The following is a 25,633-nucleotide window of genomic DNA, read 5'->3' on the forward strand; positions in this document are numbered from 1 at the left end:
TTTTCAAGCGGAAATGGTTGATTTCGGAGCGATCGCCGTTAGTTGTAAACAAAAAAATAAAAGGACATGTCCTTTTATTTTTCCAGACGCGCTTATTCACATTGACGTTTTGTCCTGCAAAGAAACTGTTTCCTTCGTCTGTTTTTCCCATAAATAAAATGATCTCATCATCGAAAACGCAGCAAACGGCGCAGGCAGTGCGACGATGAGGAATAAATATTCGGGACTGACGGCATCCGACAACATCCCCGCGGCCGCATAGCCGAGCGGCATAAAAGAGCTGTTGACCGCAAAAAAAGCGCCCAGCGACCTGCCTCTGTTTTCACCTTCCGTTACCCTTTGCAAGTAACCTTCAATATAGATGTTGACCACGCCGCTGATCATTCCGATGACGATCAAAATCGCGGCGCCGAGCACGACATGATCAATCCAGCCGAGAGGCGACAAAAGCAGGCCGAAAATCAGCATTAAAGCGGGCACAGCCGCTTTTGCGTGCTCCGGTTTTGCGATAAAGGACAAGAAAAGCGCCGCAGACAGCGTCCCGCACGCCCAAAATGATTGAAAAGCGCCGCCCAGCCAAGCCTGATCTTTTAATAATAGCGAAGTCCAAATGACGATATATATTGGAAAACCGCTGAATACAAGCTGCTGTATGCTCGTCCCATACAACAAATACTTGAGCGGCTTATTTTGAAACAAGCTTGTAAAACCGCTGAACAACTGTTTGTTTGTAAAAGGAATACGCTTTTGGCTGCCCCTTTTATCTTTGATTCTCCACTCCAAAAAGATGGACAGAAAGGAGAGGCTTCCGCACAGTACCCATAACCAGCCGAAATGCAGAAAGGAAAACAGAACCCCTGTGACAAGCGGAACGATCACTTGGATGAGCTGTGTGATCACTTCTTGAAATGCGATTCCTTTTTCAATTTGTTCTTTTCTCAGTGTATCCGGCAAGAGCGATCTTGCCGCAGGTTCGATTGCAGTCAAACATGCTGATACAATCATCCTTGCAACCGCCAGTAACATCACTGAACTCATGCCTGACAGCGCCAAAAATCCGATCATTAAAAATACAGCTGAAATGATCATATCTGAAGCCGCAATCAATTTCCCCCTGTGAAACCTGTCGGAAAGCCAGCCTGTAAACGGCGATATCAAAATTGAGACAGTCAGCCCGATGCCGATCACGACGCTTCCCGAAAGGGCGCTTCCGGTTTCAGATAGAGACCACCATACCAATGAAAAATAGAAAAGAACCGAACTAAAGAGCGATAAAAATGTTCCAGACCACAGTCTGAAAAAGTCCCCTTTTATGACCCAAGCATATTTCAAAGTTACTCCCCCGTTTGTCCGATATTTTCATCTCGTAATTATATTACATATATATGTAAAATTTTACAACAGAAAACAAAAAACCTTCCGGATGGAAGGCTTTGTGAGCATGTCAAGCGACCGGGTGTTGGGCTTTTAGCTAGCAAATGAAAGCCGCACCGACAATGATGAGCAAAATAAAGAGGACAACGATGAGCACAAATGTGTTTCTGCCGTGAAACCCGTAGCCGTATCCTCCAGTAGGACAGCAATAATGGGAGTAATGCACAGGCTTATCATCCTTTCGTATAAAGTCTACACCCCAGCCTATGCAGGCCAAGTCCCAATTGGTATGTGCACCTGCCTACTTTATTCAAACAAATATTTAAATATCGTTGTGAGCTTTTCCTCCTGCTGAAAACCCATCTTTTCATAAAACGTTTTCACCTGATCGCTTCCCGAAGTCACAAGATAGCACGATTCAATGCCAGATTGTTTGGCAGCGGCGAGCATCTGCTTGATAAGGCCCGATCCATAGCCTTTCCGCTGGTAAGGCTCCAAAATAGCGACTTCTTCGATTTTAGCAACGTTTTCATCCTGATCGAGATAAAGCTCGGCACATCCAATCGGTTCACCTTCTTCCGAGTAGCAGACACACAGCTGAATGATGCCTTCCTCGTAAAAAGGATATTTGCGCAGCAGCTTTTCTTTCGCAAACGCTTCATTGATCGATAACGAATCATAAGCCTGCATGATGCGGCAGCCGTCAATGAGCGATTTCTTCGTCCCCCATTCTGCCCGTACAGGAGAAACTCCTTTCCAATCTGCAAGCCGGATCGAATAAAACAATTCTTCATCAAGAATGTATCCAAGATCAAAGAGCGACTTTTTCATTGTGAAAGGGAGATCGCGGTTAAAAGAGCTTTTCACATGAATATAATTTCGCTTTAAAATATCGGGTACACGAACGAGCAGGGAGTACAGCTCTGTCAGCGGAAATTCGTCCTGCAGCTGCAGAAAATGAGATGAAAACATTTGCGGGATCTGGTCATCTGTGTATATATGATAATACGGCTCAATTTTTTTGCTGCATGTCAGCATTAAGTAACGGTCTTCTGTGATTGAAATGGATGTCACAACGGCTGCCTCTTTTCTCAAGATGTTCTATCATTATGTTTTTCGCTTTCAGAGCAGAAAATCCTCTAAAAAGATGACTCTTTGAAAGAAAGGATTATCTTCTCCGGATTCCTTTCATTCTTTCATAGACGAGTTTCTTCCACATGATATGGAAGTTCATAAACCGCTTTAAATTAACAATTTCCTTGTTTGTCTTTCGTGGGATGTTAACGGATTTTTCGTAACATGTTTCAAATTTTTATTGTATGCTGGGTATCCTCGCGGTAGTCTTCATGCCGCTTTACTTTATCAATAGAAACTACTCGACTTTTTAGTTCGGAGTATGCAATTCTAAATTCGGAGATGAAAAAGCCCTCTTTGCTTTGTGAGAGCAAAGAGGGCAAACCATTGGTTATTTATTATACTAAGATGCACGACGAGCGCCTTTAAGACCTATTTTTCACGTTCAAACAGCTTGACATATTCGCCGTACCCTTCTTTTTCAAGGTCATCCTTCGGCACAAACCGGAGGGCTGCTGAATTGATGCAATAGCGCAGGCCGTCCGGTCCGGGGCCGTCCGGAAACACGTGTCCAAGATGGGAATCGGCAGACTTGCTTCTCACCTCAGTCCGAACCATGCCGTGTGAAGTGTCAAGTTTTTCTTCGATCTCCCCGGTATCGACCGGTTTTGTAAAGCTTGGCCAGCCGCAGTGTGCGTCAAATTTGTCAAGCGATGAAAACAGCGGTTTTCCCGACACGATATCGACATAGATTCCGTCTTCGCGCAGATCCCAGTATTCGTTTTGGAATGGAGGCTCCGTCCCGTTTTTCTGCGTCACTTCATACTGCATCCGGGTCAGCTGCTTCAGCCGTTCTTCTTTATTGTTCGTCATGCTTTCCGCCCCCAATGCTGTTGTAAAAATCCTTCTCTTCCGCTTCCGATCCGGTACTGTGTGTAGCGTTCAGGATGCTTTTTATGATAGTCCTGATGATATTCTTCAGCCGGATAAAATGGCCCGGCTTCCAGAATGTCGGTCGCGATCGGATCTTTAAAGATGCCGCTTTCTTCAAGCTTTTTCTTCGATTCCTCAGCGAGTTTCCGCTGCTTGTTATTGTGGTAAAAAATCGCTGTCCGGTAAGACTCGCCGCGGTCTGCGAATTGTCCTCCGCTGTCAGTAGGATCGATTTGCTGCCAGTAGAGTTCCAGCAGTTTTTCGTATGGAAACACATCGGGATCAAACGTGATTTGCACCGCTTCCCTATGTCCCGTTGTATTGCTGCAAACCTCTTCATAGGTCGGATTTTCCGTATGGCCGCCAGTATAGCCGGATTCGACTTTTATAATGCCCGGCTGTTCGTCAAAAGGCTTGACCATACACCAAAAGCAGCCTCCGGCAAATGTGGCGAGTTCTCGTTTTTCAGCCATCTGTTCTGCCTCCTTCTCTTCAACTTTTGTTGGGAACCATTATATCACAGCATGCTCATTTTTAAGCCCTCTCCCGCTCATCATAAAATCAGCCGCTGCCTAAAAAGAAAAAATGACAATAATATGTCATTGCCATCACCATATTTTAAGAAACAGCAGTATTCATCTATCATTGTCATGGACCGTTGTTCAATTGATGGTCAAATGAACTAAAAATCTTCTGAAACATACACTTGAAAAACGAAAATTATGGTATCATAGTGATATCATGTTCATGAAAAATAATATTCATGCTGATTCGGTCATTCCTTTTTAAAAAAAGCTGAAATTTGCTACTTATATGGAGGGGCGAAATTTTGAAAGTTAGAGAACAAATGATGTATGATATGGAAGCACTGCTTCGCACAGTATTTAAACAGATACGTGATGAGATAAATGAGCTGCTCGAAAAAGAGATGTCCCGCAATGAATTCATGATTCTACGCCTGCTGAGCGAGCAAGGTCCGAAGAAAGTCACGGAGTTTGCAACGATTTTAGGCGTTTCTGCGAGCCATATCACAGCTGTAACCGATGCGTTGGTTGAAAAAGGCTGGATCACGAGAGTCCGGTCAAAAGAAGACAGACGGATCATCAAAATCCATCTGACAGACGCGGGAAAAGAGATTATCAGATATTTTGAAGAAAAGAAAACGGAATATTATTTCAAGCGGTTCAGCAGCTTCAGTGATGAAGAGCTGAAAACGCTGATTGAACTGTTCAGCAAACTGGACAAAAAAAAGGAACAGCGCTAATCGGGTTTTACATAAATTGGCCCGAATCTGTGCACCTTAAATTAAAAAAGAGGTGTACTGACTTATGACAGCTCCTTATCTTTGTCCAAACTGCAAAACAAACCGAACACGGTTTAACTTAATCGAACAATCCCCGATATCCGTCAAGATTGATCCGGCAACAGGGGAGATCATGGAAACGTATTCAGATGAAGAGATTTCTCCATTTCACCTGCCGTACAGCGGCCCTGCCATAAAAGTGCAGTGCGGCGCGTGCGGATTAATTGAAGATGAAAAGACTTTTATCAAACTTGCGGAATTCGATAAACGTACCTAACAAAGACAGGATAGATGAACATCGTTTCATCTATCCTTTTTCGTTCAGCTCAAAGTGATGTGCACACCCGGTTTCTCCCAAGGTGTTTAGCCTTGTACAAACATTGGTCGGCTTTTTCAATCAACTCGTCCGTACTGCGATTGACCTCCGGAAATGCTGCAACCCCTATCGAAACGGTAATATGAATCTTTTTAGAATGAGAAATTGAAAAAGTGTGTGTCTCCACTTCCTTGCGTATCCTTTCAGCGATCTCTGCGGCCTGCGAATGAGAACTGTTCGGCAATATGACCGAAAACTCTTCTCCGCCGTTTCTTGATACGATATCTTCCGCACGTGTTGTCTTTTTTAAAATCGTTCCCAATTCTTTTAAAATCACGTCTCCGTTTGAATGTCCGTATGTATCATTGATCGTTTTGAAATAATCGATATCGATCATAAGCAAAGACAGTTTCTCGTTCTTCTCCATTGCGTTTGAAATTTGAGCATTCCATATCGCATCAAAATGGCGGACATTATTTAATCCCGTTAAATAATCAAGCGACGATTCCTCTTCATATTTTTTTAACAGAAAATGAGATTTTTTCAAATATGATACAACGTATACTGATGTAAATCCGCCGATAGTAGATAAAATCCAGAACCATATCAATAAAATTTTCACTAAATGGAAATCATGGAGGAGCATCAAGATCACGATTGAAATCGCCACATTGGAAAAAATGACTAAAGCAAATGTCTTTCGATAAGTATCAGCGTCTTTATCCATGACCCGGAGGATGAGATAATATCCTATGAATATAACGATCATTCCTGTGAGCGCCGTAATCGATGATGTATTCCCCCCGTAAACAAATCTTCCTCCTATAATCAGCAGAGAACAAATAAAGGCCGGAAAGGCGCCCGTAAATAAAAACAAAATCATGACAGGCACATAACGCAAATCAACGAGCGTCTCATCGGTTGCCTGGATCGAAAAGAACATGAGCACATTTCCGAGCAACCCTCCCATGACGCCGTCAATCCAATCAAGTTGTTTATTAGTCGCTTTTCGGGAAAAAATATTCCACTTTAGCTGAGTGTAAATAAAGAGCGAAGTGATTAAAATGCACAAATTCAAAAATAAATCGATTAAAAACATGACAAGCCCCCAACACCAAACTCATTTTATATTGTATATATCGTCAATTATTAAGACGTTAAAAGTATTTTTGTTTGTTTGCTTCAGATGCCCGGCGGGAGGCGCTTCCGGGGCTTGCTTTCATTTTTCAAATAAAACAAGGTGCTTCCACTTCCCGTAGCGGTAATATAAAAACGCGGTCAGGCTGCTCAGCATAAAGCTCATTCCGATGCCAAGCGCTATGCCGTTTTCGCCAAGCCACTTTGAAAATAAGTATGTAAACGGATAGCGCAAAGCCCAAAAAGAAATCACGTTCAGCACCAAAATTTGAACCATCGCGCCGGCTGCCCTTACAACACCGTTTAACACAAAGTTAATCCCGATAAACGGATAGAAAAAAGCAATCGTTCTTAAATACTCTTCCCCGAATCCGGCTGAATCGGCTTCCGAAATAAACAGCCTGACCGCATGATAGCCTGTCAGAAATATCGCGGTGCTGACAGCAGCCATAAATAGCAGGACATAAATGACGCCGTCATGAGCGATTTTTTTCGTACGCTCCATATCGCCGCTGCCGACGGTTTGGCCAGCCATACTGTTGACAGCCGTGCCGATGGCCATCGCCGGGAGAATCAGCAGGCTGTCAAGCCGCTGTACCGCGCCAAACCCTGACACGACACGTTCTCCAAATGAATTGACAACGCTCATAATCGCCATCGAGCCGCCTGAAATCACCATCATTTGCAAGCCGGCAGGCACTCCGAGCTTCAAAATGACGGACGTCTCTTCCAGCGACGGAAGCGCCGGCTTTGAAAATGGAACAAGCCGCTTTCTCACCGTATAGACCACACCGTAAACGAAAGCAATCCCTTGGGAAACGACGGTTGCATAGGCTGCTCCGGAAATTCCGAGGTTGAATACCGAGATAAACAGCGGATCCATAAACAGATTCAGGATGACGGCCAAGAGGACGAAACGCAAAGGTGTTTGACTGTCGCCGACCGCTCTTAACACGGTACTGATGAAATTATAGCCGAATAAAAATATAATCCCGATAAAATGAATGCTCAAATAGCTTACAGCCAAATCCATCATATTGCCGGGCGTTTGAAGAAGCGAAAGCAGAGGCTCTGTGAAAAAATAGCCGATAACTCCGAGCAATACGCTCATCGCCGTCATCAGAACGACAAACGCGTTGACATATGAAGCAAGTCCCTTCTTATCCCCTTTTCCTTTTTGCTGCGCAAGAATCGTCAGTGCCGCATTGTTGACGCCTAATACGAACGATAACACCGTAAAGAAAACCGTCCCTGAGACGGCCGCAGCACCGAGAGCTTTTGCTCCGAGCAGATTTCCGACCCACAAGCTGTCAACGAATTGAAATGAAATCTGCAAAAGATTGGCTAAAATGATCGGGCCGGAAAAAAAGACCAGCTGTTTAAACACATTTCCGTATGTAAAATCCGTTTTCATTGTTTACTCCTTTTCATCTGTCATCTTGATCGCGATGTGACCGATGGCTTCAGAGCCTCATATGATGTCAGAAAGCATGCAAAGGGGCGTGACAAGATGTTCTCTACAGATCATGATGCCCGTCAAATGGCGGAAGGTTTTCGGTGGAACTGCTGCCATCTTCCGCCTGCAGAGGCGCCCTTTTATTTTCGAAACAGCGGAAAAGCAGCGATGATCAGACTGCTCCATGCGGCTCCTCACACCGACAATCTCGACGTATTCGTAAACGGAATCTCCGTTTTTCAAAACATCTCCTATACAGATTTATCTTCTTATGTCCGGTTTCCTGCCGGCCGTATTCAAATCGATGTTTTCCAAAGAGGCAGGGCGCACGGTCCGATGCTGACGGTACAGTATCACCTGATCCACGGCGGGTACTGCACGGTTGCCGTTACTGGCACAGCCGCAAAGCTCGTTCCCGTCGGAATGTATGACCGGCCTGCGGCTGATCCGGAAAGCCGCAGCATCCGATGTGTCCATTTATCGCCGGACTCTCCCGCTCTTGACTTTGCAGTGCAAAACGGACCTGTCCTGTTTTCCGGTGTCCCCTTTCAAACGGTCACCAGGTACATCGAGGTGCGTTCACAGAAAATCGACATGGAGCTAAAGGCCGCCGGTTCAACAGCGGTCTTGCTGAAGGTCCCGAAAATCACGCTTCACGCGGGGGAATCCGCAACGTTGTATGGCCTCGGTTTCGTCAACGGCTCCCCTTCTCTCACCATAAAAGCGGCGCCGTTTCCTGCCAAAGCTCCGCCTTCATAGCGAAAAAAAAGAGACCTGATGTCTCTTTTACAGTCTGCTGAAGCATGGACAACAAAATCCTAAAACGGTCTCATGTTTTAGGATTTTGCCGGCAATTATTGATTGTGATGGTCAGTTTTTTTATGTTTTTTAGCATCTAGGGTAAAGATCATAATGCTTAAAAACAACGCACAATACCCGATGTTCAAATACATCTTGTCCATGTTTTCATCGATGAAACTGAAGGCGGCGAGACCGCCGAAGTACAGCGAAAACAACATAGACAGCAAGCTGAAATATGTGTAGATACGTTCCATATGTTCACCCCTGTAAATCCCGCTGCACGATCTATGAATCTGTTTGTGCAGGCTGATAATAAACAAATTCGATTTGATCTTTTTCTAAATCAATGTCTTTTGCTTTCACATACATTCCGTTTTTAAGCGGCATCTCTGACAGACGGACTTGAATTTCTTTAGCGTCCGAACGAACGTGGACAAAATCAGGAAGATCATAAAATTGATCCATGTAGTTCAGCACCATCGATATCGGAACATTTAACTTGCCGATCGAAAATCTCGTCACGTCAAGAACCACATCTCCGTTTTTTTCCACTGTCGGCCGAAAGGACACCTTCGCATCGACTGTCGAGGAAAAGGCGCGGATCGCACCGACGATGTGGAATTCATCATCGATTTCGATTTGATAGTCAAGATCCGGCGAAGACTCCTTTTCTAAATACGTGTTGATGAATGCGGCCAATGACTCTTTCGTGCTCGTCACGTTCAATTGGTACTCGCTCGGAGTCGGCCGCGACGGTTCCTTTTGACCGCCGGGCATGAATACGAGAATGAAAATCCCGGCAAGTATGATGACGTTGACTGCTGCTAAAATTAAAAATAAGCTCTTCCATTTCTTCATTTTTTCACCTTATTCTGTTGAGGGGTCTTCGTTTTTAATTTGTTCGTAAACGCGTTTCGCTATTAAAGAATACCCGTATTGATTAGGATGAAACTCATCTTTTGCAATCTTCTTTTCATCGCTGTTTTCCTCAAAAATATCAGCGATATCCGCCATTTTCGTATTGGAGACCTTTTTCAGGCTTTTTTCTGCGCCTTCATTCCATTCGTCTACGACTTGGTCAATTTCTCTCAGTTCAGACAGCGTAAACTTAAATGGATTATACATGCTGACATAAATCAATTCAGCGCTGGCGTTTTGCTCTCTGATTTCCGCTAAAATATTCGAAAACCGCTTTTCAAACAGTTTTTGTTCAGCGCGGAAAGGTGGGAGCGTTAAGTGCGCGAAGTTTTGGCGGACGACTTTCATCAGGTCGTTGCCCCCGATTGTAAATAAAATGTAGTCTGCATCTTTCAGGCCCTCTTGTACTTCTTTTTCTTTTAATCTTTCAAGCAGCTGATCGGTCCGGGAGCCTTTAACGGCATAATTTTTGACCGTTACGGACTTCACATCGCTCCGGCTTTCAAGCTCGTCGGCCACCATGCCGACATAGCCTTTCTTTTCTTGATCGCCTACCCCCTCTGTCAGAGAATCGCCCACTGCTGCAATCACGATATCGCGCTTAGGGGAGACCGATGTTTTTTCAACGCCCGCATTCCATTCCGTACAGGCTGAAAGCAGACAGACGAGGGCCATCATGGCTGTTATAAACCGTATGTTCAATGATGATGCCCCTTCCTTCTAGATAACCTAAAAAAAAGTGTACCATGTTTTGATTCTTTTGAAAATGATTTGACAGGTGTAAAAAAAAGCCTGTTTTCCGGTGGTCAGGAAACAGGCTTTTAACGGCAGGCCGCCCGTTTTTTCAACGGTTTTCCAGCGTCTTAATATCGGCGATGATTTCATCGTACGGCGTTTCTTTTGCACCGTCATAATCCTTGACGACTTTGCCGTTTTGATCGACTAGATAAAATGACGATTGGTGAATTACCTGATCCTCATCTTCAGGTTTTTTCACGATTGCTTTAAAGCTTTTCAGCGCAAATTTTTCGATTTCCTCCTGCGAGTATCCGGTTAAAAAATCCCAGTTTTGAAAATTGAGCGGATAGTTGGCCGCAAATTTCTTCAATTTTTCGGGTGTATCATTTTCGGGGTCAACGCTGAATGAGACGATGCGGGCCTGCAGGTTTTCCTCTTCCATTTGTTTTTGCAGTTCAGCCATATGTGAAGTCATCGGCGGGCAGATCGTTTTACAGTTCGTAAATATAAAGTCGGCCACCCACACCTGGCCTTTTAAACTTTCAAGAGACACGGTTTTCCCGTCGTGATTTTGAAAAGAAAAAGATTGTACGTCATAGTTTAAAGAATTTTCAATCTTGCTAGTTCCGCAGGACGAAAGAAACACTGTGAGAATACCTGCAAGGAAAATGCCAAAAGCGTTTTTCAATCCTTCCATCCCCTTTTTCAATCGGTGTAAAAGGTAAAACCGATCGCTCCTTTTCCGGTATGAACAGAGATAATCGGCGTTGTGTACGCAATATCAATATCGATTCCCGGGATATGTTCAAGCAAAGAGTCTTTCAGCCTATGGGCGAGGTCGAGTGCATCGGCATGGGCGATTCCGATCGCCTGCACCGTCCTTCCCTTCACCGCGGAAAGAAATTGACCAGTCAAATAACGGATAAGCTGACTGCTGCTCCGGACATTTTTTTCAGGCGTATAGATTCCGTCCTCGAGCCTCGCGATCGGCTTAACCTTGAGCAATGAGCCGATCAGCGCTTTTCCTCGCCCAATGCGGCCGCCTTTGATCAAGTTATCAAAATGATCAATTGTCACATAGAGGGATGTCCGGTCGCGCAAGTTCTCCAGGTCTTTTACAATCGCTTCGGCCGTCATGCCCTCTTCGGCCAGCAAGGCGGCCCGCAAGACCTGAAAGCCGAGCCCTTTTGAAATATACATGGAATCAATCACCGTAATGTTCCCGTCGACCATATTTGAAGCGCTTACAGCCGTCTGGTATGTCCCGCTCAATTGGCTTGAGAGATGGATGCTGATCACTTCGCTTCCGTCAGCGGTCAGCTCTTCATACAGTTCGATAAAAGCGCCTAAAGGCGGCTGTGAACTTTTCGGGAGTTCTGCGGCGCTCTCCATTTTCTCAATAAATTCGTCCGGCTGAATATCGAACCTGTCTCTGTAAACAATGCCGTCGATTGATATCGAAAGCGGGAGAACGGAAATATGATATTCTCTGAGCAGTTCTTCGCTCAAGTCAGCTGTTGAGTCCGTTACAATTTTAATGCTTGGCAATTCCCTTCACATCCTGTCGGTTCAAATGGTGAATTTCCTAGTGAGGCCAAATCGGCATGAAAAATTCTTTGCCGGCCGAATGCCGTCTCCCGCCCTTTTCCAAGCGGATTTGGCTGTCTTCATGGGCCGGCAAAGAATGCTATCAATTCTTATGCATTATGCTTCAATTCTTCCTCTTGATAAATGGCGAGGTAATCCTGCCATTTCAATGCTCTCTTTAAGTAGTCCCTAAAGGAGTAGACGTTTTTTTTCCGCTTTGAGCAATAGAGCTTCTTTAAAAAGATTTCGAGCCTCAGACTGGCCATAAAAAAATGCGGGTCGTCCTCCTTCAGCACGGGTATTTCCGTCACCTTCACCTTCTGTCCATCCGAACGTTTGAACTCCAGGCTTTTAAGTAACAAGCTATCAATCCTCATTTATGAGATATTTTCTTTATTATACATAATCTCAGGAGCCGTTGTCTGTGATTTATGCTCGTTTTCAAAAAAATTTCTTAAATCAGCAAATGAAAGAGCCCTTCATCTTTATTCACTTCGACATAGCGGAAGCCTTTACGGTCCATTCTCGCAATCAGCGGCTCGTAGTCTTCGCGCTGCTTCAATTCGATGCCGACGAGCGCAGGGCCGCTGCTTTTATTATTTTTCTTCGTATATTCAAACCTGGTGATATCATCGGTCGGCCCGAGCACTTCATCCAAAAATTCGCGCAAAGCTCCCGCCCTTTGCGGGAAGTTCACGATGAAATAATGCTGGAGTCCTTCATACATCATCGATCTGTCTTTGATTTCCTGCATTCTGCCGATGTCGTTGTTTCCTCCGCTCACAATGCATACGACATTTTTCCCTTTAATTTCTTCCCTGTAAAGGTCTAAAGCGGAGATCGGCAGCGCTCCCGCAGGCTCGGCGACAATCGCACATTGGTTGTACAGCTCAAGAATCGCGGTGCATACCTTTCCTTCGGGAACGAGCAAAATATCATCTACAACGGTTTCAAGCGTTTTAAATGTCTCCTCGCCGATTTTTTGCACGGCGGCTCCGTCTACAAATTTATCGATTTTCTCGAGGGTGACGACTTCGCCTTTTTTGTTTGATTCAAATAGAGCCGGCGCGCCTTTGGGCTCAACCGCGATCAGCTTTGTATCCGGGGACACGTTTTTCATGTAGGTTCCCACTCCTGAAAGCAGGCCGCCTCCGCCTACGCTTGCGAATAAATAATGGGGTTCTGTTTCGATATCGTTTAAGATTTCGACCGCAACCGTTCCCTGGCCGGCCATGACGGAAGGATCATCAAACGGGTGGATAAATGCCCGTTTTTCTTCCTCGCAGCAGGCGACTGCGCTTTGATACGCATCATCGAACGTGTCGCCTGTCAGGATGATCTCGACGTATTCCTTGCCGAACAATTCAACTTGAGAAATTTTCTGCCTCGGAGTCGTCGACGGCATAAAAATCTTTCCGTGAATACCGAGATGTTTACAGGAAAAAGCGACCCCCTGCGCATGGTTTCCTGCACTGGCGCAGACAACCCCGTTTTTCGTCGTTTCTTTGGAAAGCTGCTTCATTTTATAATAGGCGCCTCTCAGTTTAAAAGAGCGGACAACCTGCAGGTCTTCTCTTTTTAAATATACGTTGCAATCGTACCTCTCGGAGAGCCTCTCATTTTTTTGGAGGGGGGTATGAATGACAACATCTTTTACATTTTGATGGGCTTTTAAAATGTCTTTGACTTGGATGAGAGAGTTTTCTTTAAGCAACGGTTTCATGTATAAGATCCTTTCTGTATAAAGCTTTATTTAATACGCCATTATATCATGAATATTCAAAATTTAAAGGGCAATTCTTTGTTATTTACAGAATATTATACAGTTTCTCAATATATACGGCGTTCTTTTCGATTGTTAATGTGCAGCCAAATACACTTTTTTTCAAAAAACTCTTTATTTGTTCTAATTGGGTGTTATAATAGAACCAATTAGAACCAAAAGGAGATCCGCCATGATTAAACACACGTATCCGTCCGTAGGGTTCTCCGAACTGATCGGGGAATGCGATTCCTTTTTGCAAACGAAAAACAGAGCGATACAATTTGCAGCCTCTTCCCATCCGATCCTGATTCATGGAGAAACAGGCACAGGCAAAGAGCTGTTCGCCAAAGCCATTCATTCCGGATCATCTTTCAAGCATGATCCCTTCACACACGTAAGCTGCAGCACGCTGAATGAAGATGAAGCGGCTGAAGACTTTTTTCTTTCAGAGATGAATGAATCCGGAACCTTGTTTCTCGACGAAGTGTGGGGGCTTTCCTTGCCTCTTCAGGGCAAGCTTTTGGCAGCGATTGAAAAAGGGATGCCAAAAAGACTGATCGCCACCTCAAGCGTGCCGCTCGGTGAACGGATTGAAAACAGCGAATTCCGCAAGGATTTGTACTACAGGCTCAATGTGCTCGACCTTCCGCTACCACCCCTTGCTGAACGGCGAAGCGACATCCCCCTTCTCGTGCATCATTTTGTAAAAAGCGGGGATCATGACATATATGTCGAACCGGTCGTTTGGAAGGCTTTAGAGCAGCATGAGTTTGAAGGGAACGTCAGAGAACTCAAAAATATGACGGATTATATGAAAACCGTCTCAGATGGGAAAACGATTCAGCTTTACGACACTCCGCCGGCGTTAAGAGAACAAATCGAAAAGAAGAAGCCAAAAGATAAAAAAACGGCTTCAACATCACTGACTTTAATGGAAAAAGAGGAGTTTGCGTTTTTGCTCGATGCAGTCAAACAATTAAATGAAAAAGGAGAGCCTGCCAGCCGCAGGGTTCTGTCTGAACTGAGCAAAAACGGCAAGTCGGAACTTACCCCCCAGCAAGTGCGCAGCAGATTGGATTATTTGGAAAAAAGAGAGTTTATTACAAAGGGCCGCGGAAGAGCCGGGACAAAAATCACGCTTGAAGGCCTCCGCTTTTTAAGCTCTTTAAAGCATCACATTATTCAAGATTAGAAAGGGTGTCTTGGTATGTACACGATTAAAGAAGAAATTGCGAATGCAATAACCCATGGACTCGGCGTTCTCCTCTCCATACCCGCCATCGTATTTTTGGTGATATTTGCGATCCGCTACGGAAGTCCGGTGGATGTTGTCAGCTTTTCGATTTTCGGCGCTTCCATGCTGTTCCTGTATTTAAGTTCGACCCTTCTGCACAGCATTCAGCACAAAAAAACGAAAGATATTCTTGAGATCATCGATCACTCAGCCATCTACGTACTGATTGCGGGTACATACACACCGCTGCTCCTCGGACCTTTGAAAGGCGCGCTCGGCTATACAATGCTTGCGGTTGTCTGGGGGCTTGCGATTGGCGGAGTTGTATTTAAAATCTTTTTTGTGAAACGATTTATCGTGGTCAGCACGCTGGTGTATCTTGTGATGGGCTGGATGGCGATTATTGCGATCAAGCCGCTTTATACAGCCTTGACCGGAGAAGGATTCGCCCTGCTGCTCTTAGGGGGAATATTGTATTCCGTCGGAACGATCTTTTATTTATGGAGAAAGATCCCGTATCATCATGCGATTTGGCACACTTTCGTACTCGGCGGCAGCGCCTCCATGTTTTTCTGCGTGCTTTTCTATGTGGCAAAGGTGCCGTTTGTATCATAAACGGCGAAAACCAGGCTTCCTTTACGGGAGCCTGGTTTTTTTATGCCCGAAGCTGTTTGTTTTCGGTCAGGACGTATGCCGGGTGGATCGTCAAGTCGATATCAGCAGGTCTCAGCCTCTTGAACAACTTGCCTTTCTTCATGTCTTCCGTACCGGCTGTTTCGACTGCAACGATCGGAAGGCCGAGCCTTTTGGATAAAGATTTGTAATCGAGCCCGTCATCTTCAGACAGAATAAAGCTTTGGCCTTTCCTGACGATCTCTTCCACTTTTTCAAGTGATGCTTCCTTGTCGGCGCTTTTTTTGACCGCGGCCATTTTATAGAGCCAGCCGCTGAGCAGCGGATAACGAAAGGCGCGCGGATCAGCAAAAAACGAAGCCGTTTTATCAAGGTGTCCGAGCAGCACGGCGAGCTCTGACAGGCCGAGCTTTGGATGCACGTAAAGGACGGGCCCCGCCGGGGATCTTTCGTTCTGATGGATGGAAACGGTCGAACCGGTTAAGCCGATGCACCCCCGTAAAAAAGCTTTCGGCTTATCAAAGACAGCTTCCATCTGATTGGCATACGAAAGGCGCGGGTCAAGTGTCTGCAGCGCCTGCAGGAGCTTGATATGCTTGATGAACATATAGGCTGAATAAACCCATAAAAAACAATAGCGAAACATGAAAAACCCTCTCCTCTATCCTTTTCTTTGATAAACGAGGAATTCGTAGTCATAAGGATTTTTGTCATCTTTCAGGCCTTTCCGCCTCGAAACGATTTCCCATTCGGCTTCGCTGAATTCAGGGAAATACCGGTCCCCTTCAAAGGTTTCATCGATTTTTGTCACATACAGCTTGTCCGCAAAAGGCAGAATCTCCGCGTACAGTGTTGAACCGCCGATGACAAAACATTCTTCATTTTTGTTTTTCGCAAACCGCACCGCTTCTTCTGCCGAGTGCATCACCTGACAATTCGGGATATCCAGTTCTTTATTGGATGTGACGATGATGTTCTCCCGGTGAGGCAAAGGTCTGCCGATGGATTCAAACGTCTTTCTCCCCATGATTACGGCGTGTCCTTTCGTCACCTCTTTAAAATACTTCAAATCCTGCGGCAGATGCCATGGCAGATCATTATCTTTGCCGATCAGGCGGTTTCTGTCCATGGCGGTAATCAATGAAATCATTAATTTAAAGCCCCCTTATGATGTTTGTAGCGAAATAAAGCCGGATGATGCTCATCTCTTTGTGTGATCATCTGTGAACATGATGCATGTAGATGGAGGTTAAAGCTGTGATGAGAGGAAACCTTTCTTTCTTCGAGGTTTTCATTCTGATCAGGCCGCCCGAATGCATTGGTGTCATTCCCCGTTTTGTTCAATTCCGGTTCTCTAACATATGACGGCATATATCCGCATGATGTTTCATTTTTTTCATCCTTTTGTAGTGTATCTTGTTTAACCTTTCGAAAACAAGATATTTTTCGAGAAAAGGTTTAAAATATGCGGCATAAAAAAGTCCCCGCCTGATGGCGGGGACGGCCGGATCTTTCAGCGGCTTTTCGCAACGCTCTGTCCGTCTGTTCTCTCTTCCTGCACTTCATCCTCAAGATCCTGATGCGAATGGGCAATTCGGCTTGCAGCAGCTGCCGCCAAGGCAGCGACGATATCATCAAGGAACGTGTGAACCTCATCATCCGGACAGTCGTCCAGTTCTTTAATGATGCCGAACTTTTCTTTATCCAGATAGCCGAAGTTCGTCAAGCCGATCGAACCGTAGACGTTTACGATGGAAAGCGGAATAATCTCGTCGATTCCGTAAAGGGGTTCATCCGTTTCGACCAAATATTGAAGCGGTTCAGGCAATAGCTTTTTCTCGGCAAGCTGGTCAAGCGCTATCCCCGTTAACACGGCATGAACGATTTCCCTTTTGTTTAAGACCTTTTCGACATTCTCAACGCATACTTCAAGCGACAGATCAGGATGGTATTTTTCCTGCAGCTTTTGTACGATCAGCGCGATATCCTCAATCGCAACCCCGCGCTCATTCAGCATATTTTTCGTTATGTGCACCATTTCATTCATCGTATACTTCTTCATCTGCATCAATCTCCTTTAGTGGCTCATCCAGTTAGGCGGTGTATTGCGGTCCCAGTAAATGCTTCCGAGATCGTGATGTTTTTGAAAGCCGTCTTCGGCAGTATGATAATGAAAGTTAAACCAGTACCCTTTATGCGGCGGCTTGTCCCTGCGCACATGGAATCTCAGCACATCTTCCCCCGTTTTCCGGTTGTAAACGTGGAAAATTCTTTCCGACTTCCCCGCCGTCGGCGTTTTGGAAATGACGAGATCCTGGTAAGCGTCATTGTCCTGCATTGTCATGAGGTGGCTGACGATGATCTCCTCGACCTTTGGAAGCACTTCTTCCCTGTACTCGTCTTCAATGACCGGCGATATCCTGCTGCCGAATTTTACGAATGACAGATCTTCCGCTTCATTGAGCAGTTCGTCCTTGTAAGTGTCAAATGAAGGTTTGGATTCGCTGTCTCCTTCAAGTTCGGGCTCTTCCTGCTTTTGATAAACAGCTGTATACCCGGATTCTTTCACGCTCTGATGCTCCTGCAGCTTGTCCGCCATTAATGCCGCAGGAGGAGATACAAGGCCGAATGTTGCAATTGTAAATAATGCGACAAGCGCTTTTCTCATCCACATCTTCATGACTGATTAGTCCCCTTCTGATCGCTTTCTCATTTTCTCTTATTCTATCATAGGTTGAATTTTCAGTCATTCATAAAGTGGCAGTGCAGAAAAACAAAACGCCTTTTCTTTTGCCGATAAAACGTTTACAATCAAAGATGAAAATTCCAAAACTGGGAGTGATCGTTCATGGTTGAAGGTCTTTTTATAGCCGCTTCATTCATTACCCTCGCTTATTTTATCGTCATGGAAATCGCAGATTAAAAAATCCCAAGGTATATACCTTGGGATTTCATTTTTCGAGGACACCGTAATGAAACAGGGCTGTTTTTCGTTTTTTTACGGAAAATCCGTATTTTTCAAAGCGCGGACTTTTCCAGTGGTCTTTCAGGACCACTCTTTTTCTGGCGACCCGAAGAGCTTCATGTAAAGCACCGTCAAGCGTAAACTCGGAATGCGCCCACTTTCTTAAAGGGGCGATGCCGTCTGATTCTTTGATTCCTTCATCAAACATCGGGTCGAAGTAGACGATATCTGCTGAAGCATCATCAAGTTCCAGCAGATAATCAATGCTGTCGCCGGAATGAACCCGAATCCTTTTCATCGCCTGATCCAAAGCGTCAAGGCCGGTCTCCCACGATTGAAGCCCCGCCTCGACAAGAAAAGCGAGGAGCGGGCTTTTTTCAATTCCGCACACCTCGCCTAGTTCGCCTGCGGCAAGGCTCGCAATGATCGCGTCTGATCCAAGGCCGAGCGTACAATCGAGCAGCTTGTCTCCCGGTTCAACTTGTGCAGCTTCGACAAAAGGGTCCGCTTCGCCCCTTAACATGCGCTTCGCCCGGAACATTGCAGAGTTCGGATGGAAAAAGAACTTTTCACCCTCTGAATGATACAGCTCAAAGCGCTCTTTTCCAACCACGAGAACATCATCCTGCTCTGTTTGCCGGATCTGGCGAATCGGCCGTTTTCTCCGTTCGGAAAAGCGGGCGCCGAGCGTCCGGCTGATTTTTTCCGCCGTTAAAACCGTGCTTTCAGTCGGTCTGTAGCTTGTTGTGACAATCATGTTTTTCTCCGTAAAAAATGCCCTTCAAAGGGCATTTTAGCAATGTTTTTCAAAAGCATCTGTAATGTTTTTCATAATCTCCGTCATTTCACGGCCTTCAATCTGTTCACGCGGAATGAAATGAACGACTTCTTTGCCTTTCAGCAGTGCCATTGAAGGTGAAGACGGTTCATATCCTTCGAAGTATTCCCGCATTTTTGCCGTTGCTTCGCGGTCCTGTCCGGCAAAAACTGTAACGGTCTCGTCAGGCCCGTTTTCGCTTCCGGAGACGGCCTGAACGGCTGCCGGTCTCGCCAGTCCGGCGGCACATCCGCAGACTGAATTGATGACGACGAAAGTCGTGCCTTCTGCACCTTCCATGAAAGTCTCAACTTCTTCCGCAGTCGATAACTCTTTAAAGCCGGCCTGCACCAATTCCTGACGCATCGGAAGAACGAGCTGGCGCATGTATTCTTCATAAGCTGTTGACATATTAAAAAGCCCCCTCTATAAACCTTGACTACTGATGTCAAGGATACTACAGCGGGGGCTGAATTTCAAACACCGGGCGAAAAAACCGCTAGATTTTCATAATGCCTCCGGTATTGGCAGATGTCACCAGCTTTGAATACCGGGCGAGATAGCCGGTTTTCACTTTCGGTTCAAATCCGGGCCAGTTTGCTTTTCTTTTTTCCCATTCTTCATCTGAGATTTCGATGTTTAAAATCCGCTTTTCGATATCGACAATGATATGGTCGCCGTTTTCTACGAAAGCAAGCGGGCCGCCTTCGGCTGCTTCTGGCGAAACGTGGCCGATCGAAAGACCGCGGGAGGCTCCGGAAAAGCGGCCGTCGGTAATTAAGGCGACTTTCGGACCGAGGCCCATTCCGACGATCTGCGAAGTCGGTGCAAGCATTTCAGGCATTCCCGGTCCGCCTTTAGGACCTTCATAGCGGATGATGACGACATCTCCCGCTTTTACTTTACGGTTGATGATACCGTCAAGCGCTTCTTCCTGTGAGTCAAAGACAACCGCAGGTCCTTCATGGCGGGTAATCCCGTCTTGGACGCCGCCGGTTTTAATGATCGCACCGTCAGGCGCCAGGTTGCCGAACAGGACGGCTAGTCCGCCTTGCTCTGAAAACGGCTGATCGATCGGATGAATGACCTCGTAATCCGTCACTTCGCGACCGGCAATATTTTCGCCAAGCATTTTTCCCGTTACGGTCAGCGTATCCAAGTGAAGCGCGCCTTCTTTTTTCGACAGCTCGTTTAAGACTGCTGATACGCCTCCAGCTTCATGCAAATCTTCAATAAACACATCGGAAGCCGGCGCAAGCTTTGATAAATGCGGAACCCTTGCCGCTACCTCATTGATCCGTTCAAGCGAGTAGTCTACCCCCGCTTCATTGGCGATCGCAAGCGTGTGGAGGATCGTATTCGTCGATCCGCCGAGCGCCATGTCTAAAGCGAACGCGTTGTCGATCGCTTTTTCGGTCACGATGTCGCGCGGTTTGATATCCGACTTGATCAGCTCCATCAGCTGGCGGGCCGACTGTTTGGCAAATTCCCTGCGGTCGGGCGATGTCGCCAAAATGGTGCCGTTACCCGGCATGGCGATGCCAAGAGCTTCAGAAAGGCAGTTCATCGAGTTGGCCGTGAACATGCCCGAGCATGATCCGCATGTCGGACAGCCAAACTGTTCAAGCTCCTCAAGCCCTTTCTCATCGATCTTGCCTGATTGATAAGCGCCAACGCCTTCAAATACAGAGGAAAGCGAGATTTTCCGTCCGTCGCTTGTTCTTCCCGCTTCCATCGGTCCCCCGCTAACAAACACGGTCGGAATATTGATCCGCATTGCTGCCATGATCATGCCCGGCGTGATTTTATCGCAGTTTGGAATACACACCATTCCGTCAAACCAGTGCGCTGATACAACCGTTTCCACTGAATCGGCGATGATTTCGCGGCTCGGAAGAGAATATCTCATTCCGATGTGCCCCATCGCAATTCCGTCGTCGACCCCGATTGTATTAAATTCAAACGGAACACCGCCGGCCTCTCTGATCGCCTCTTTGACGATTTTTCCGAACTCCTGCAAATGGACATGACCCGGTACGATATCGATATATGAGTTACATACGGCAATAAACGGTTTGCCGAAGTCCTCTTCTTTTACTCCTGCCGCGCGCAGCAAACTGCGGTGCGGCGCTCTGTCGATCCCTTTTGTAATCATGTCACTGCGTAAACCTGTCATCGTGATCCTCCTAAACATCTTCGTATTTGCATTGTATATTTTCTGAATATTCAGTTTTAAAAACTGTCTGTTAACCGCTTGCCGGACTGATCCGCAAGATGACGGCTGGTTTGATCTTCATCTGTAAATCATTCCCCATGAATCAGAACCTCCACATTCCATATGATTGCTAACTACTATATATATTTTCAGCGTGTTTTTCAACAATATTCGAAATATTTTTATAGAAAAAGTGATATTTTATAACAAGATGCGTGACTTTTTTCAAAATTCCCGGATGGATCGCCGCTTCGGAGCGGAGGGCTTGAGGCCAAAAAAAGAGACGCTGTTTCCAGCGTCCTTGTCAGCCGTCTTTTTTGCGGCTTTCCGTCATTTGCTTCCATACGGAGCCTTTCGCTTCTTCACCGTATTCGATCCGTTCGATCGCCATTTTGACTTGAAGGCTGACTTCAAATTCGGGATCGTTTTCAGCTTCTTTTAAAGCGGGAAGCGCGCGCTCATCGCCGACTTCGTACAGAAACATGGCGGCTCTCCAGCGCACAAGCTTGCTCGCGTCCTTGAGCGCTTTGATCATTGCCGGAATCGCTTCCGGGTTTCCGATGTCTGACAGACAATCACCGGCTGTTCTTCTGACCGTGATCGTTTTGTCTTCGAGCGCTTGATATAAAAGAGGAAGCACCGCAGGCGTTTCGATCATGCCCAAATAAACGACAGCAAGCCTTCTGATCGATGTTTTCGGGTCCTTGAGCGCTTTTTCGAGTACTGGAATGTCCTTTTCATCCGGGTCCATTTGTTCGAGGTGGGCATAACGTTTTTGCCAATCTTCCTCATCCATCATTTCAAGCGTTACCCGGTAAGACTTTCGCTGCACAGCCGCGCGTTTATCCTCAGCATCGCTTGATGCGGCTGATTCCGTCAGCTTCCGCAGGCGCTCCTCATCGTAAGCCGCCTCAAGCTCTTCCGTTACTTCACGGCCGATTTCTGAAAAATCGCCGAATCTGACGCCTTGCTCTTTCCATGACCGTTCGAGCACGACGTTGGAAGACGCGGTTTTAAGCTTCAGGATCGCTTCCTGGAAACGTTCCGGGAGACCGAAGCGCTCCTCGCGCTCGCCGTCGGTCAATTTCACCTGCATCGGTATCCCGCTGAACATTTGCACGAAGACTTTAACCTCGCCGAACGATTCTTTTTCTTCGGAACGGGCCCCCGCCTCTTTGGCTTCGTCCATTCCGAAGGCAGCACGCACAGCAGGAAGGATGTCTTTCCAGTCAAATCTCGCATTGCGCTCGACAGCGATAAAATCGGCCACATGGTAGACGCCTTTTACTCCGTCTATGTTTAAAACCTCTTGGATGACGGGAGGCGCGCCTTCCGCATGGTCCTTTTTATAATTATTGCTTTTTCCGCCCGGCAGTTCTTCGGTCAAAATCACCTTCATTGTATTCGGGCTCGGTGTCGGTTCTATCGATTTAATTTTCATCATTGTCCCCCTCTGTTAAAAGATCCGGTCTTATTCTACCATAACCCCCGGCCCTGATCTATCAAGGCGGCTTTCTCCGGAGAAGGCGCATTCATTTTCCAGTTCGCCGAGAAATTCGAGCATCAGCTGATGCCTTTTTTCCGCGAGCATCCGTCCCGTCTTTGTATTCATCAAATCTTTTAAAAGGAGAAGCTTCTCGTAAAAGTGGCCGACAGCAGTAGGGGCATTGGCGCTCCCATAGAGGAGATGGCCCTTTGCCCCCGCATACATCAAAGCCCTGGCGATCCCGACGGCGCCGATCGCATCAAGCCGATCGGCATCCTGAACTGCCATACCTTCTTTTGAAAGGGGTTCGTCTTTATATTTTTCTCTGTCTCTAAATGAAATTCTTGTGATGATGGCAAGAATCCCGTCAACCGTTTCCGGATCGACCTTCCAGTCTTCTGACAGGCGCCTTTTCAGCTCATGAAGCGGAACCCGGTGTTCATCGGCAAGCTTTACATCAATCACATCGTGTAGAAGGGCGCAAGCTTCGGTCATAAACAGGTCTGCCCCCTCTTCTTTTGCAATCTGAAGGCTTACGTTCCGAACCCTTTCGATATGCAGCCAGTCATGTCCTGTACCTTCGTCTGCGAGCTTTTTTCTTACCCATTCGGACATCAAGCGGATCTGTTCTGTTTGTTCCTGATTCAGCCGAGCCATTTCTGAATGGCCTCCTCCATCTCCTTTGGATTGGTTTGCGGTGAAAAACGCTCGACGTTCTCCCCGGTTCGATCAACGAGAAATTTTGTGAAATTCCATTTGACCGCTTTTGTTCCAAGCATGCCCTTCGCCTTGTTCGTCAAGTGGCGGAACAGCGGGTGGATTTGATCTCCTTTTACATTCACCTTCGAAAACATCGGAAACGTGACACCGTAGTTTACGCTGCAAAATTCTTCTATGCTTTTTTCATCGCCGGGCTCCTGATTCATGAATTGGTTGCTGGGAAAGCCAAGAACCTCAAGCCCCCGGTCTTTATATGTTTCATACAAGTCTTGAAGCTGTTGATATTGAGGTGTAAATCCGCACTTTGAGGCCGTGTTGACGATGAGAAGCACTTTGCCTTTATACGGCCGCAGTGTCGTGTCCTCGCCTTTAATCGTCTTGACACTGATATCATATATGGACATGACGATCCCTCCTTTTTAGAATAACCCTCTGGCCCTGCCGTCTTCACCGACATCCATTTTAAGTGCAGCAGGATGTTTCGGCAGCCCGGGCATTGTTAAAATGCTGCCAGTTAAAGCGACGATAAATCCCGCGCCCCTCGATGGTTTTAATTCACGGACGGTGATGCTAAAACCTTTCGGCCTGCCGATTTTCCCCGGATCATCTGATAAAGAATACTGAGTTTTGGCCACGCATACTGGCAGCCCGTCCAATCCGTTCTTTTTCAATTCCAGCAGCTGCTTTTTCGCCTTTTCGGTAAACTCTACCCCTTCGGCTCCATAAACGGTGCGGGAAATCTTGGTTAATTTGTCTTCGATCGAGTCGGTTAATTCATATAAATAGGAAAAATGATTGTCCTTTTGTTCCATGACACGAATGACTTCCCTTGCCAGGTCAGTCCCGCCTTTTCCGCCTTCTTCCCAAACATTGCACAGTGCAGCCGGATGTCCGTTTTCCCTGCACCAGCCAAGAACCGTCTCAAGTTCGTCCTCCGCATCGTGTACAAATCTGTTGACGGCCACAACGTACGGAAGACCGAAGGCGTCTATCGTTTCGATATGCTTCGCAAGGTTTGCGATTCCGCTTTTTAATGCTTTTACATCTTTTTGCTTCAAATCGGCGAGAGGCGTCCCGCCGTGCATTTTCAGCGCTCTGATGGTGGCGACGATCACGACCGCTCCCGGGGTGAACCCGCCGGCTCTCGTTTTGATGTGCATGAATTTTTCCGCACCCAAATCCGCGCCAAATCCCGCTTCAGTCACGACATAATCAGCCAGTTTCGCCGCCGTTTTCGTCGCGATCAAACTGTTTGCCCCGTGAGCGATGTTTGCAAACGGGCCACCGTGGACGAGCGCCGGTGTTCCTTCAACAGTCTGAACAAGGTTTGGTTTGATGGCATCTTTTAACAGGAGGGCGAGCGCTCCCTGGACACCGAGCATGCCGGCCGTCACCGGCTGTCCGTCAACAGTGTAGGCAACGATCATTGCCGCCAAGCGCCTTTTTAAATCAGCCAAGTCTCCGGCCAGGCATAAAACGGCCATGATTTCCGATGCGACAGTAATGTCAAAGCCGTCTTCCCGGGGAAATCCGTTCGCTTTTCCGCCCAAGCCGACAACGGTTTCGCGCAGCGCCCTGTCATTGAGGTCAAGCGTCCTTTTCCAGACGATTTTTCTAATATCGATGTTTAATTCGTTTCCCTGATGAATATGATTGTCTATAAAAGCCGCCAAAGCGTTATTCGCAGCTGTGATCGCATGCATATCTCCCGTAAAGTGGAGGTTGATATCCTCCATCGGAAGAACCTGGGAATACCCTCCTCCGGCAGCCCCGCCTTTCAGTCCCATTGTCGGACCGAGTGAAGGTTCCCTAAGTGCAACGATCGATTTTTTGCCAATCTGCCAGAGCGCCTGGCTCAATCCGACGGTGACAGTCGACTTCCCTTCGCCGGCCGGGGTCGGGTTGATGGAAGTTACCAAAATCACCTGTCCATCGTTTTTTTCTTTCAAACGCTCAAAAATTTTTAAAGAAATTTTTGCTTTTGTGCAACCAAAACACTCTATTTCATCGTCATTTATATTGAGCTTCCGTGCAATTTCGGCAATCGGTTTTAATTCCGTACTTTGGGCGATTTCTATGTCTGATAAATGGGATTTCATTTGCAAGAGGAGCCTCCTTTTGGTTCATCACACGATGATTTTCCATATTTTTCACACACTTC

The 25,633-nt window shown here is 46.5% G+C and carries 30 protein-coding genes; 5 read left to right on the top strand and 25 right to left on the bottom strand.

Annotated elements, in window-relative coordinates; genetic code table 11:
- Positions 1-96: 96 nt before the first annotated feature.
- The 5 genes from MST20_RS06585 to msrA form a co-directional block, all read right to left on the bottom strand.
- Positions 97-1,332, bottom strand: coding sequence for an MFS transporter (locus tag MST20_RS06585; RefSeq protein ID WP_243940944.1), 1,236 nt, complete (start codon positions 1,330-1,332; stop codon positions 97-99).
- 139 nt (positions 1,333-1,471) lie between these two features.
- Positions 1,472-1,600, bottom strand: a complete 129-nt coding sequence (locus MST20_RS06590) for a YjcZ family sporulation protein (RefSeq protein WP_003182774.1) — start codon at positions 1,598-1,600, stop codon at positions 1,472-1,474.
- A gap of 80 nt (positions 1,601-1,680) precedes the next feature.
- Positions 1,681-2,448 (bottom strand): GNAT family N-acetyltransferase, encoded by a 768-nt coding sequence (locus MST20_RS06595; RefSeq protein ID WP_347880856.1) that lies wholly within the window; start codon positions 2,446-2,448, stop codon positions 1,681-1,683.
- A 432-nt stretch (positions 2,449-2,880) separates the two neighbouring features.
- Positions 2,881-3,321 carry a peptide-methionine (R)-S-oxide reductase MsrB gene (gene msrB, locus MST20_RS06600; protein ID WP_165427271.1) on the bottom strand — a complete coding sequence of 147 codons (441 nt, stop codon included), beginning with the start codon at positions 3,319-3,321 and terminating at the stop codon, positions 2,881-2,883.
- Positions 3,318-3,854: a peptide-methionine (S)-S-oxide reductase MsrA gene (gene msrA / locus MST20_RS06605; protein WP_243940945.1), complete on the bottom strand. Its 537-nt coding sequence runs from the start codon at positions 3,852-3,854 to the stop codon at positions 3,318-3,320. The genes msrB and msrA overlap by 4 nt, the downstream gene beginning before the upstream one ends.
- A gap of 356 nt (positions 3,855-4,210) precedes the next feature.
- Between msrA and MST20_RS06610 the strand changes: the two genes are divergently transcribed.
- Positions 4,211-4,645, top strand: a complete 435-nt coding sequence (locus MST20_RS06610; RefSeq protein WP_243940948.1) for a MarR family transcriptional regulator — start codon at positions 4,211-4,213, stop codon at positions 4,643-4,645.
- 64 nt (positions 4,646-4,709) lie between these two features.
- The gene (locus tag MST20_RS06615) at positions 4,710-4,961 is read left to right on the top strand and encodes a DNA alkylation repair protein (RefSeq protein ID WP_243940949.1); all 252 of its coding nucleotides are present in this window, start codon (positions 4,710-4,712) and stop codon (positions 4,959-4,961) included.
- A 49-nt stretch (positions 4,962-5,010) separates the two neighbouring features.
- Here the strand turns inward: MST20_RS06615 and MST20_RS06620 are convergent, their stop codons facing one another.
- Both MST20_RS06620 and MST20_RS06625 read right to left on the bottom strand, forming a co-directional pair.
- Complete coding sequence (locus MST20_RS06620; protein ID WP_243940952.1) at positions 5,011-6,099, bottom strand: GGDEF domain-containing protein; 1,089 nt, start codon at positions 6,097-6,099, stop codon at positions 5,011-5,013.
- Between the two features lie 120 nt (positions 6,100-6,219).
- Entirely contained in the window at positions 6,220-7,551 is a 1,332-nt protein-coding gene (locus MST20_RS06625; protein ID WP_243940954.1) for an MATE family efflux transporter, read from the bottom strand.
- A gap of 96 nt (positions 7,552-7,647) precedes the next feature.
- On the opposite strand from MST20_RS06625, the gene MST20_RS06630 reads away from it, so the two are divergent.
- Positions 7,648-8,352: a DUF4397 domain-containing protein gene (locus MST20_RS06630; RefSeq protein ID WP_243940955.1), complete on the top strand. Its 705-nt coding sequence runs from the start codon at positions 7,648-7,650 to the stop codon at positions 8,350-8,352.
- 95 nt (positions 8,353-8,447) lie between these two features.
- On the opposite strand, the gene ypmT is transcribed toward MST20_RS06630, so the two are convergent.
- The 7 genes from ypmT to ilvA form a co-directional block, all read right to left on the bottom strand.
- Positions 8,448-8,648: a protein YpmT gene (ypmT, locus tag MST20_RS06635; protein WP_020451868.1), complete on the bottom strand. Its 201-nt coding sequence runs from the start codon at positions 8,646-8,648 to the stop codon at positions 8,448-8,450.
- A gap of 31 nt (positions 8,649-8,679) precedes the next feature.
- The gene (locus MST20_RS06640; protein WP_065643833.1) at positions 8,680-9,252 is read right to left on the bottom strand and encodes a YpmS family protein; all 573 of its coding nucleotides are present in this window, start codon (positions 9,250-9,252) and stop codon (positions 8,680-8,682) included.
- Positions 9,253-9,261: 9 nt separating this feature from the next.
- Positions 9,262-10,014: an SGNH/GDSL hydrolase family protein gene (locus tag MST20_RS06645; RefSeq protein WP_243940957.1), complete on the bottom strand. Its 753-nt coding sequence runs from the start codon at positions 10,012-10,014 to the stop codon at positions 9,262-9,264.
- A gap of 142 nt (positions 10,015-10,156) precedes the next feature.
- On the bottom strand, positions 10,157-10,747 hold the full coding sequence (locus MST20_RS06650; RefSeq protein WP_279599915.1) for an SCO family protein: 591 nt from the start codon (positions 10,745-10,747) through the stop codon (positions 10,157-10,159).
- A gap of 8 nt (positions 10,748-10,755) precedes the next feature.
- Positions 10,756-11,598, bottom strand: a complete 843-nt coding sequence (locus MST20_RS06655; RefSeq protein ID WP_065643831.1) for a DegV family protein — start codon at positions 11,596-11,598, stop codon at positions 10,756-10,758.
- Between the two features lie 149 nt (positions 11,599-11,747).
- Positions 11,748-11,999, bottom strand: a complete 252-nt coding sequence (locus tag MST20_RS06660; protein ID WP_243940961.1) for a YpmP family protein — start codon at positions 11,997-11,999, stop codon at positions 11,748-11,750.
- Positions 12,000-12,091: 92 nt separating this feature from the next.
- The gene (gene ilvA / locus MST20_RS06665; protein WP_243940963.1) at positions 12,092-13,360 is read right to left on the bottom strand and encodes a threonine ammonia-lyase IlvA; all 1,269 of its coding nucleotides are present in this window, start codon (positions 13,358-13,360) and stop codon (positions 12,092-12,094) included.
- Positions 13,361-13,592: 232 nt separating this feature from the next.
- Here ilvA and MST20_RS06670 point away from each other — a divergent pair, with 232 nt between their 5' ends.
- Both MST20_RS06670 and trhA read left to right on the top strand, forming a co-directional pair.
- Positions 13,593-14,594, top strand: a complete 1,002-nt coding sequence (locus MST20_RS06670; RefSeq protein WP_243940965.1) for a sigma 54-interacting transcriptional regulator — start codon at positions 13,593-13,595, stop codon at positions 14,592-14,594.
- Positions 14,595-14,609: 15 nt separating this feature from the next.
- Positions 14,610-15,251: a PAQR family membrane homeostasis protein TrhA gene (gene trhA / locus MST20_RS06675; RefSeq protein ID WP_065643827.1), complete on the top strand. Its 642-nt coding sequence runs from the start codon at positions 14,610-14,612 to the stop codon at positions 15,249-15,251.
- 40 nt (positions 15,252-15,291) lie between these two features.
- On the opposite strand, the gene MST20_RS06680 is transcribed toward trhA, so the two are convergent.
- From MST20_RS06680 to MST20_RS06730, 11 genes are all read right to left on the bottom strand, one after another.
- On the bottom strand, positions 15,292-15,915 hold the full coding sequence (locus MST20_RS06680) for a 1-acyl-sn-glycerol-3-phosphate acyltransferase (protein ID WP_243940967.1): 624 nt from the start codon (positions 15,913-15,915) through the stop codon (positions 15,292-15,294).
- A gap of 15 nt (positions 15,916-15,930) precedes the next feature.
- Entirely contained in the window at positions 15,931-16,419 is a 489-nt protein-coding gene (locus MST20_RS06685; protein ID WP_075754175.1) for a dihydrofolate reductase, read from the bottom strand.
- Positions 16,420-16,782: 363 nt separating this feature from the next.
- Positions 16,783-17,331 (bottom strand): phosphatidylglycerophosphatase A family protein, encoded by a 549-nt coding sequence (locus MST20_RS06690; RefSeq protein WP_243940969.1) that lies wholly within the window; start codon positions 17,329-17,331, stop codon positions 16,783-16,785.
- A gap of 15 nt (positions 17,332-17,346) precedes the next feature.
- A complete protein-coding gene (locus MST20_RS06695) occupies positions 17,347-17,949 on the bottom strand; it encodes a YpjP family protein (RefSeq protein ID WP_243940971.1) in 603 nt (200 codons plus the stop codon).
- A 271-nt stretch (positions 17,950-18,220) separates the two neighbouring features.
- The gene (locus MST20_RS06700) at positions 18,221-18,991 is read right to left on the bottom strand and encodes a class I SAM-dependent methyltransferase (RefSeq protein ID WP_243940973.1); all 771 of its coding nucleotides are present in this window, start codon (positions 18,989-18,991) and stop codon (positions 18,221-18,223) included.
- Positions 18,992-19,027: 36 nt separating this feature from the next.
- Entirely contained in the window at positions 19,028-19,462 is a 435-nt protein-coding gene (locus MST20_RS06705; RefSeq protein WP_065643820.1) for a BrxA/BrxB family bacilliredoxin, read from the bottom strand.
- Between the two features lie 88 nt (positions 19,463-19,550).
- Positions 19,551-21,227, bottom strand: a complete 1,677-nt coding sequence (gene ilvD / locus MST20_RS06710) for a dihydroxy-acid dehydratase (protein WP_243940975.1) — start codon at positions 21,225-21,227, stop codon at positions 19,551-19,553.
- 343 nt (positions 21,228-21,570) lie between these two features.
- Positions 21,571-22,707 (bottom strand): conserved virulence factor C family protein, encoded by a 1,137-nt coding sequence (locus MST20_RS06715; RefSeq protein ID WP_243940977.1) that lies wholly within the window; start codon positions 22,705-22,707, stop codon positions 21,571-21,573.
- 30 nt (positions 22,708-22,737) lie between these two features.
- Positions 22,738-23,409 carry an HD domain-containing protein gene (locus tag MST20_RS06720; protein ID WP_243940979.1) on the bottom strand — a complete coding sequence of 224 codons (672 nt, stop codon included), beginning with the start codon at positions 23,407-23,409 and terminating at the stop codon, positions 22,738-22,740.
- Complete coding sequence (locus MST20_RS06725; RefSeq protein WP_243940981.1) at positions 23,397-23,876, bottom strand: glutathione peroxidase; 480 nt, start codon at positions 23,874-23,876, stop codon at positions 23,397-23,399. Before MST20_RS06725 ends, MST20_RS06720 begins: the two co-directional genes overlap by 13 nt.
- Before the next feature lie 15 nt (positions 23,877-23,891).
- A complete protein-coding gene (locus tag MST20_RS06730) occupies positions 23,892-25,571 on the bottom strand; it encodes a formate--tetrahydrofolate ligase (RefSeq protein WP_243940983.1) in 1,680 nt (559 codons plus the stop codon).
- Positions 25,572-25,633 lie beyond the last annotated feature (62 nt).

This window comes from Bacillus sp. B19-2 (assembly GCF_022832475.1).
Lineage (GTDB): Bacteria > Bacillota > Bacilli > Bacillales > Bacillaceae > Bacillus > Bacillus paralicheniformis.

What these genes read in the sequence shown, in the direction of transcription:
- trhA (WP_065643827.1), top strand. Translation starts at nt 14,610, where the DNA reads ATGTACACGATTAAAGAAGAAATTGCGAATGCAATAACCCATGGACTC.
- MST20_RS06720 (WP_243940979.1), bottom strand. Translation starts at nt 23,409, where the DNA reads ATGGCTCGGCTGAATCAGGAACAAACAGAACAGATCCGCTTGATGTCC.
- msrB (WP_165427271.1), bottom strand. Translation starts at nt 3,321, where the DNA reads ATGACGAACAATAAAGAAGAACGGCTGAAGCAGCTGACCCGGATGCAG.
- MST20_RS06715 (WP_243940977.1), bottom strand. Translation starts at nt 22,707, where the DNA reads ATGAAAATTAAATCGATAGAACCGACACCGAGCCCGAATACAATGAAG.
- MST20_RS06640 (WP_065643833.1), bottom strand. Translation starts at nt 9,252, where the DNA reads ATGAAGAAATGGAAGAGCTTATTTTTAATTTTAGCAGCAGTCAACGTC.
- MST20_RS06650 (WP_279599915.1), bottom strand. Translation starts at nt 10,747, where the DNA reads ATGGAAGGATTGAAAAACGCTTTTGGCATTTTCCTTGCAGGTATTCTC.
- MST20_RS06620 (WP_243940952.1), bottom strand. Translation starts at nt 6,099, where the DNA reads ATGTTTTTAATCGATTTATTTTTGAATTTGTGCATTTTAATCACTTCG.
- MST20_RS06630 (WP_243940955.1), top strand. Translation starts at nt 7,648, where the DNA reads ATGTTCTCTACAGATCATGATGCCCGTCAAATGGCGGAAGGTTTTCGG.
- MST20_RS06625 (WP_243940954.1), bottom strand. Translation starts at nt 7,551, where the DNA reads ATGAAAACGGATTTTACATACGGAAATGTGTTTAAACAGCTGGTCTTT.
- MST20_RS06680 (WP_243940967.1), bottom strand. Translation starts at nt 15,915, where the DNA reads ATGTTTCGCTATTGTTTTTTATGGGTTTATTCAGCCTATATGTTCATC.
- MST20_RS06615 (WP_243940949.1), top strand. Translation starts at nt 4,710, where the DNA reads ATGACAGCTCCTTATCTTTGTCCAAACTGCAAAACAAACCGAACACGG.
- MST20_RS06730 (WP_243940983.1), bottom strand. Translation starts at nt 25,571, where the DNA reads ATGAAATCCCATTTATCAGACATAGAAATCGCCCAAAGTACGGAATTA.
- MST20_RS06670 (WP_243940965.1), top strand. Translation starts at nt 13,593, where the DNA reads ATGATTAAACACACGTATCCGTCCGTAGGGTTCTCCGAACTGATCGGG.
- MST20_RS06695 (WP_243940971.1), bottom strand. Translation starts at nt 17,949, where the DNA reads ATGAAGATGTGGATGAGAAAAGCGCTTGTCGCATTATTTACAATTGCA.
- MST20_RS06690 (WP_243940969.1), bottom strand. Translation starts at nt 17,331, where the DNA reads ATGAAGAAGTATACGATGAATGAAATGGTGCACATAACGAAAAATATG.
- MST20_RS06700 (WP_243940973.1), bottom strand. Translation starts at nt 18,991, where the DNA reads ATGATTGTCACAACAAGCTACAGACCGACTGAAAGCACGGTTTTAACG.
- ilvA (WP_243940963.1), bottom strand. Translation starts at nt 13,360, where the DNA reads ATGAAACCGTTGCTTAAAGAAAACTCTCTCATCCAAGTCAAAGACATT.
- ypmT (WP_020451868.1), bottom strand. Translation starts at nt 8,648, where the DNA reads ATGGAACGTATCTACACATATTTCAGCTTGCTGTCTATGTTGTTTTCG.
- ilvD (WP_243940975.1), bottom strand. Translation starts at nt 21,227, where the DNA reads ATGACAGGTTTACGCAGTGACATGATTACAAAAGGGATCGACAGAGCG.
- msrA (WP_243940945.1), bottom strand. Translation starts at nt 3,854, where the DNA reads ATGGCTGAAAAACGAGAACTCGCCACATTTGCCGGAGGCTGCTTTTGG.
- MST20_RS06725 (WP_243940981.1), bottom strand. Translation starts at nt 23,876, where the DNA reads ATGTCCATATATGATATCAGTGTCAAGACGATTAAAGGCGAGGACACG.
- MST20_RS06685 (WP_075754175.1), bottom strand. Translation starts at nt 16,419, where the DNA reads ATGATTTCATTGATTACCGCCATGGACAGAAACCGCCTGATCGGCAAA.
- MST20_RS06705 (WP_065643820.1), bottom strand. Translation starts at nt 19,462, where the DNA reads ATGTCAACAGCTTATGAAGAATACATGCGCCAGCTCGTTCTTCCGATG.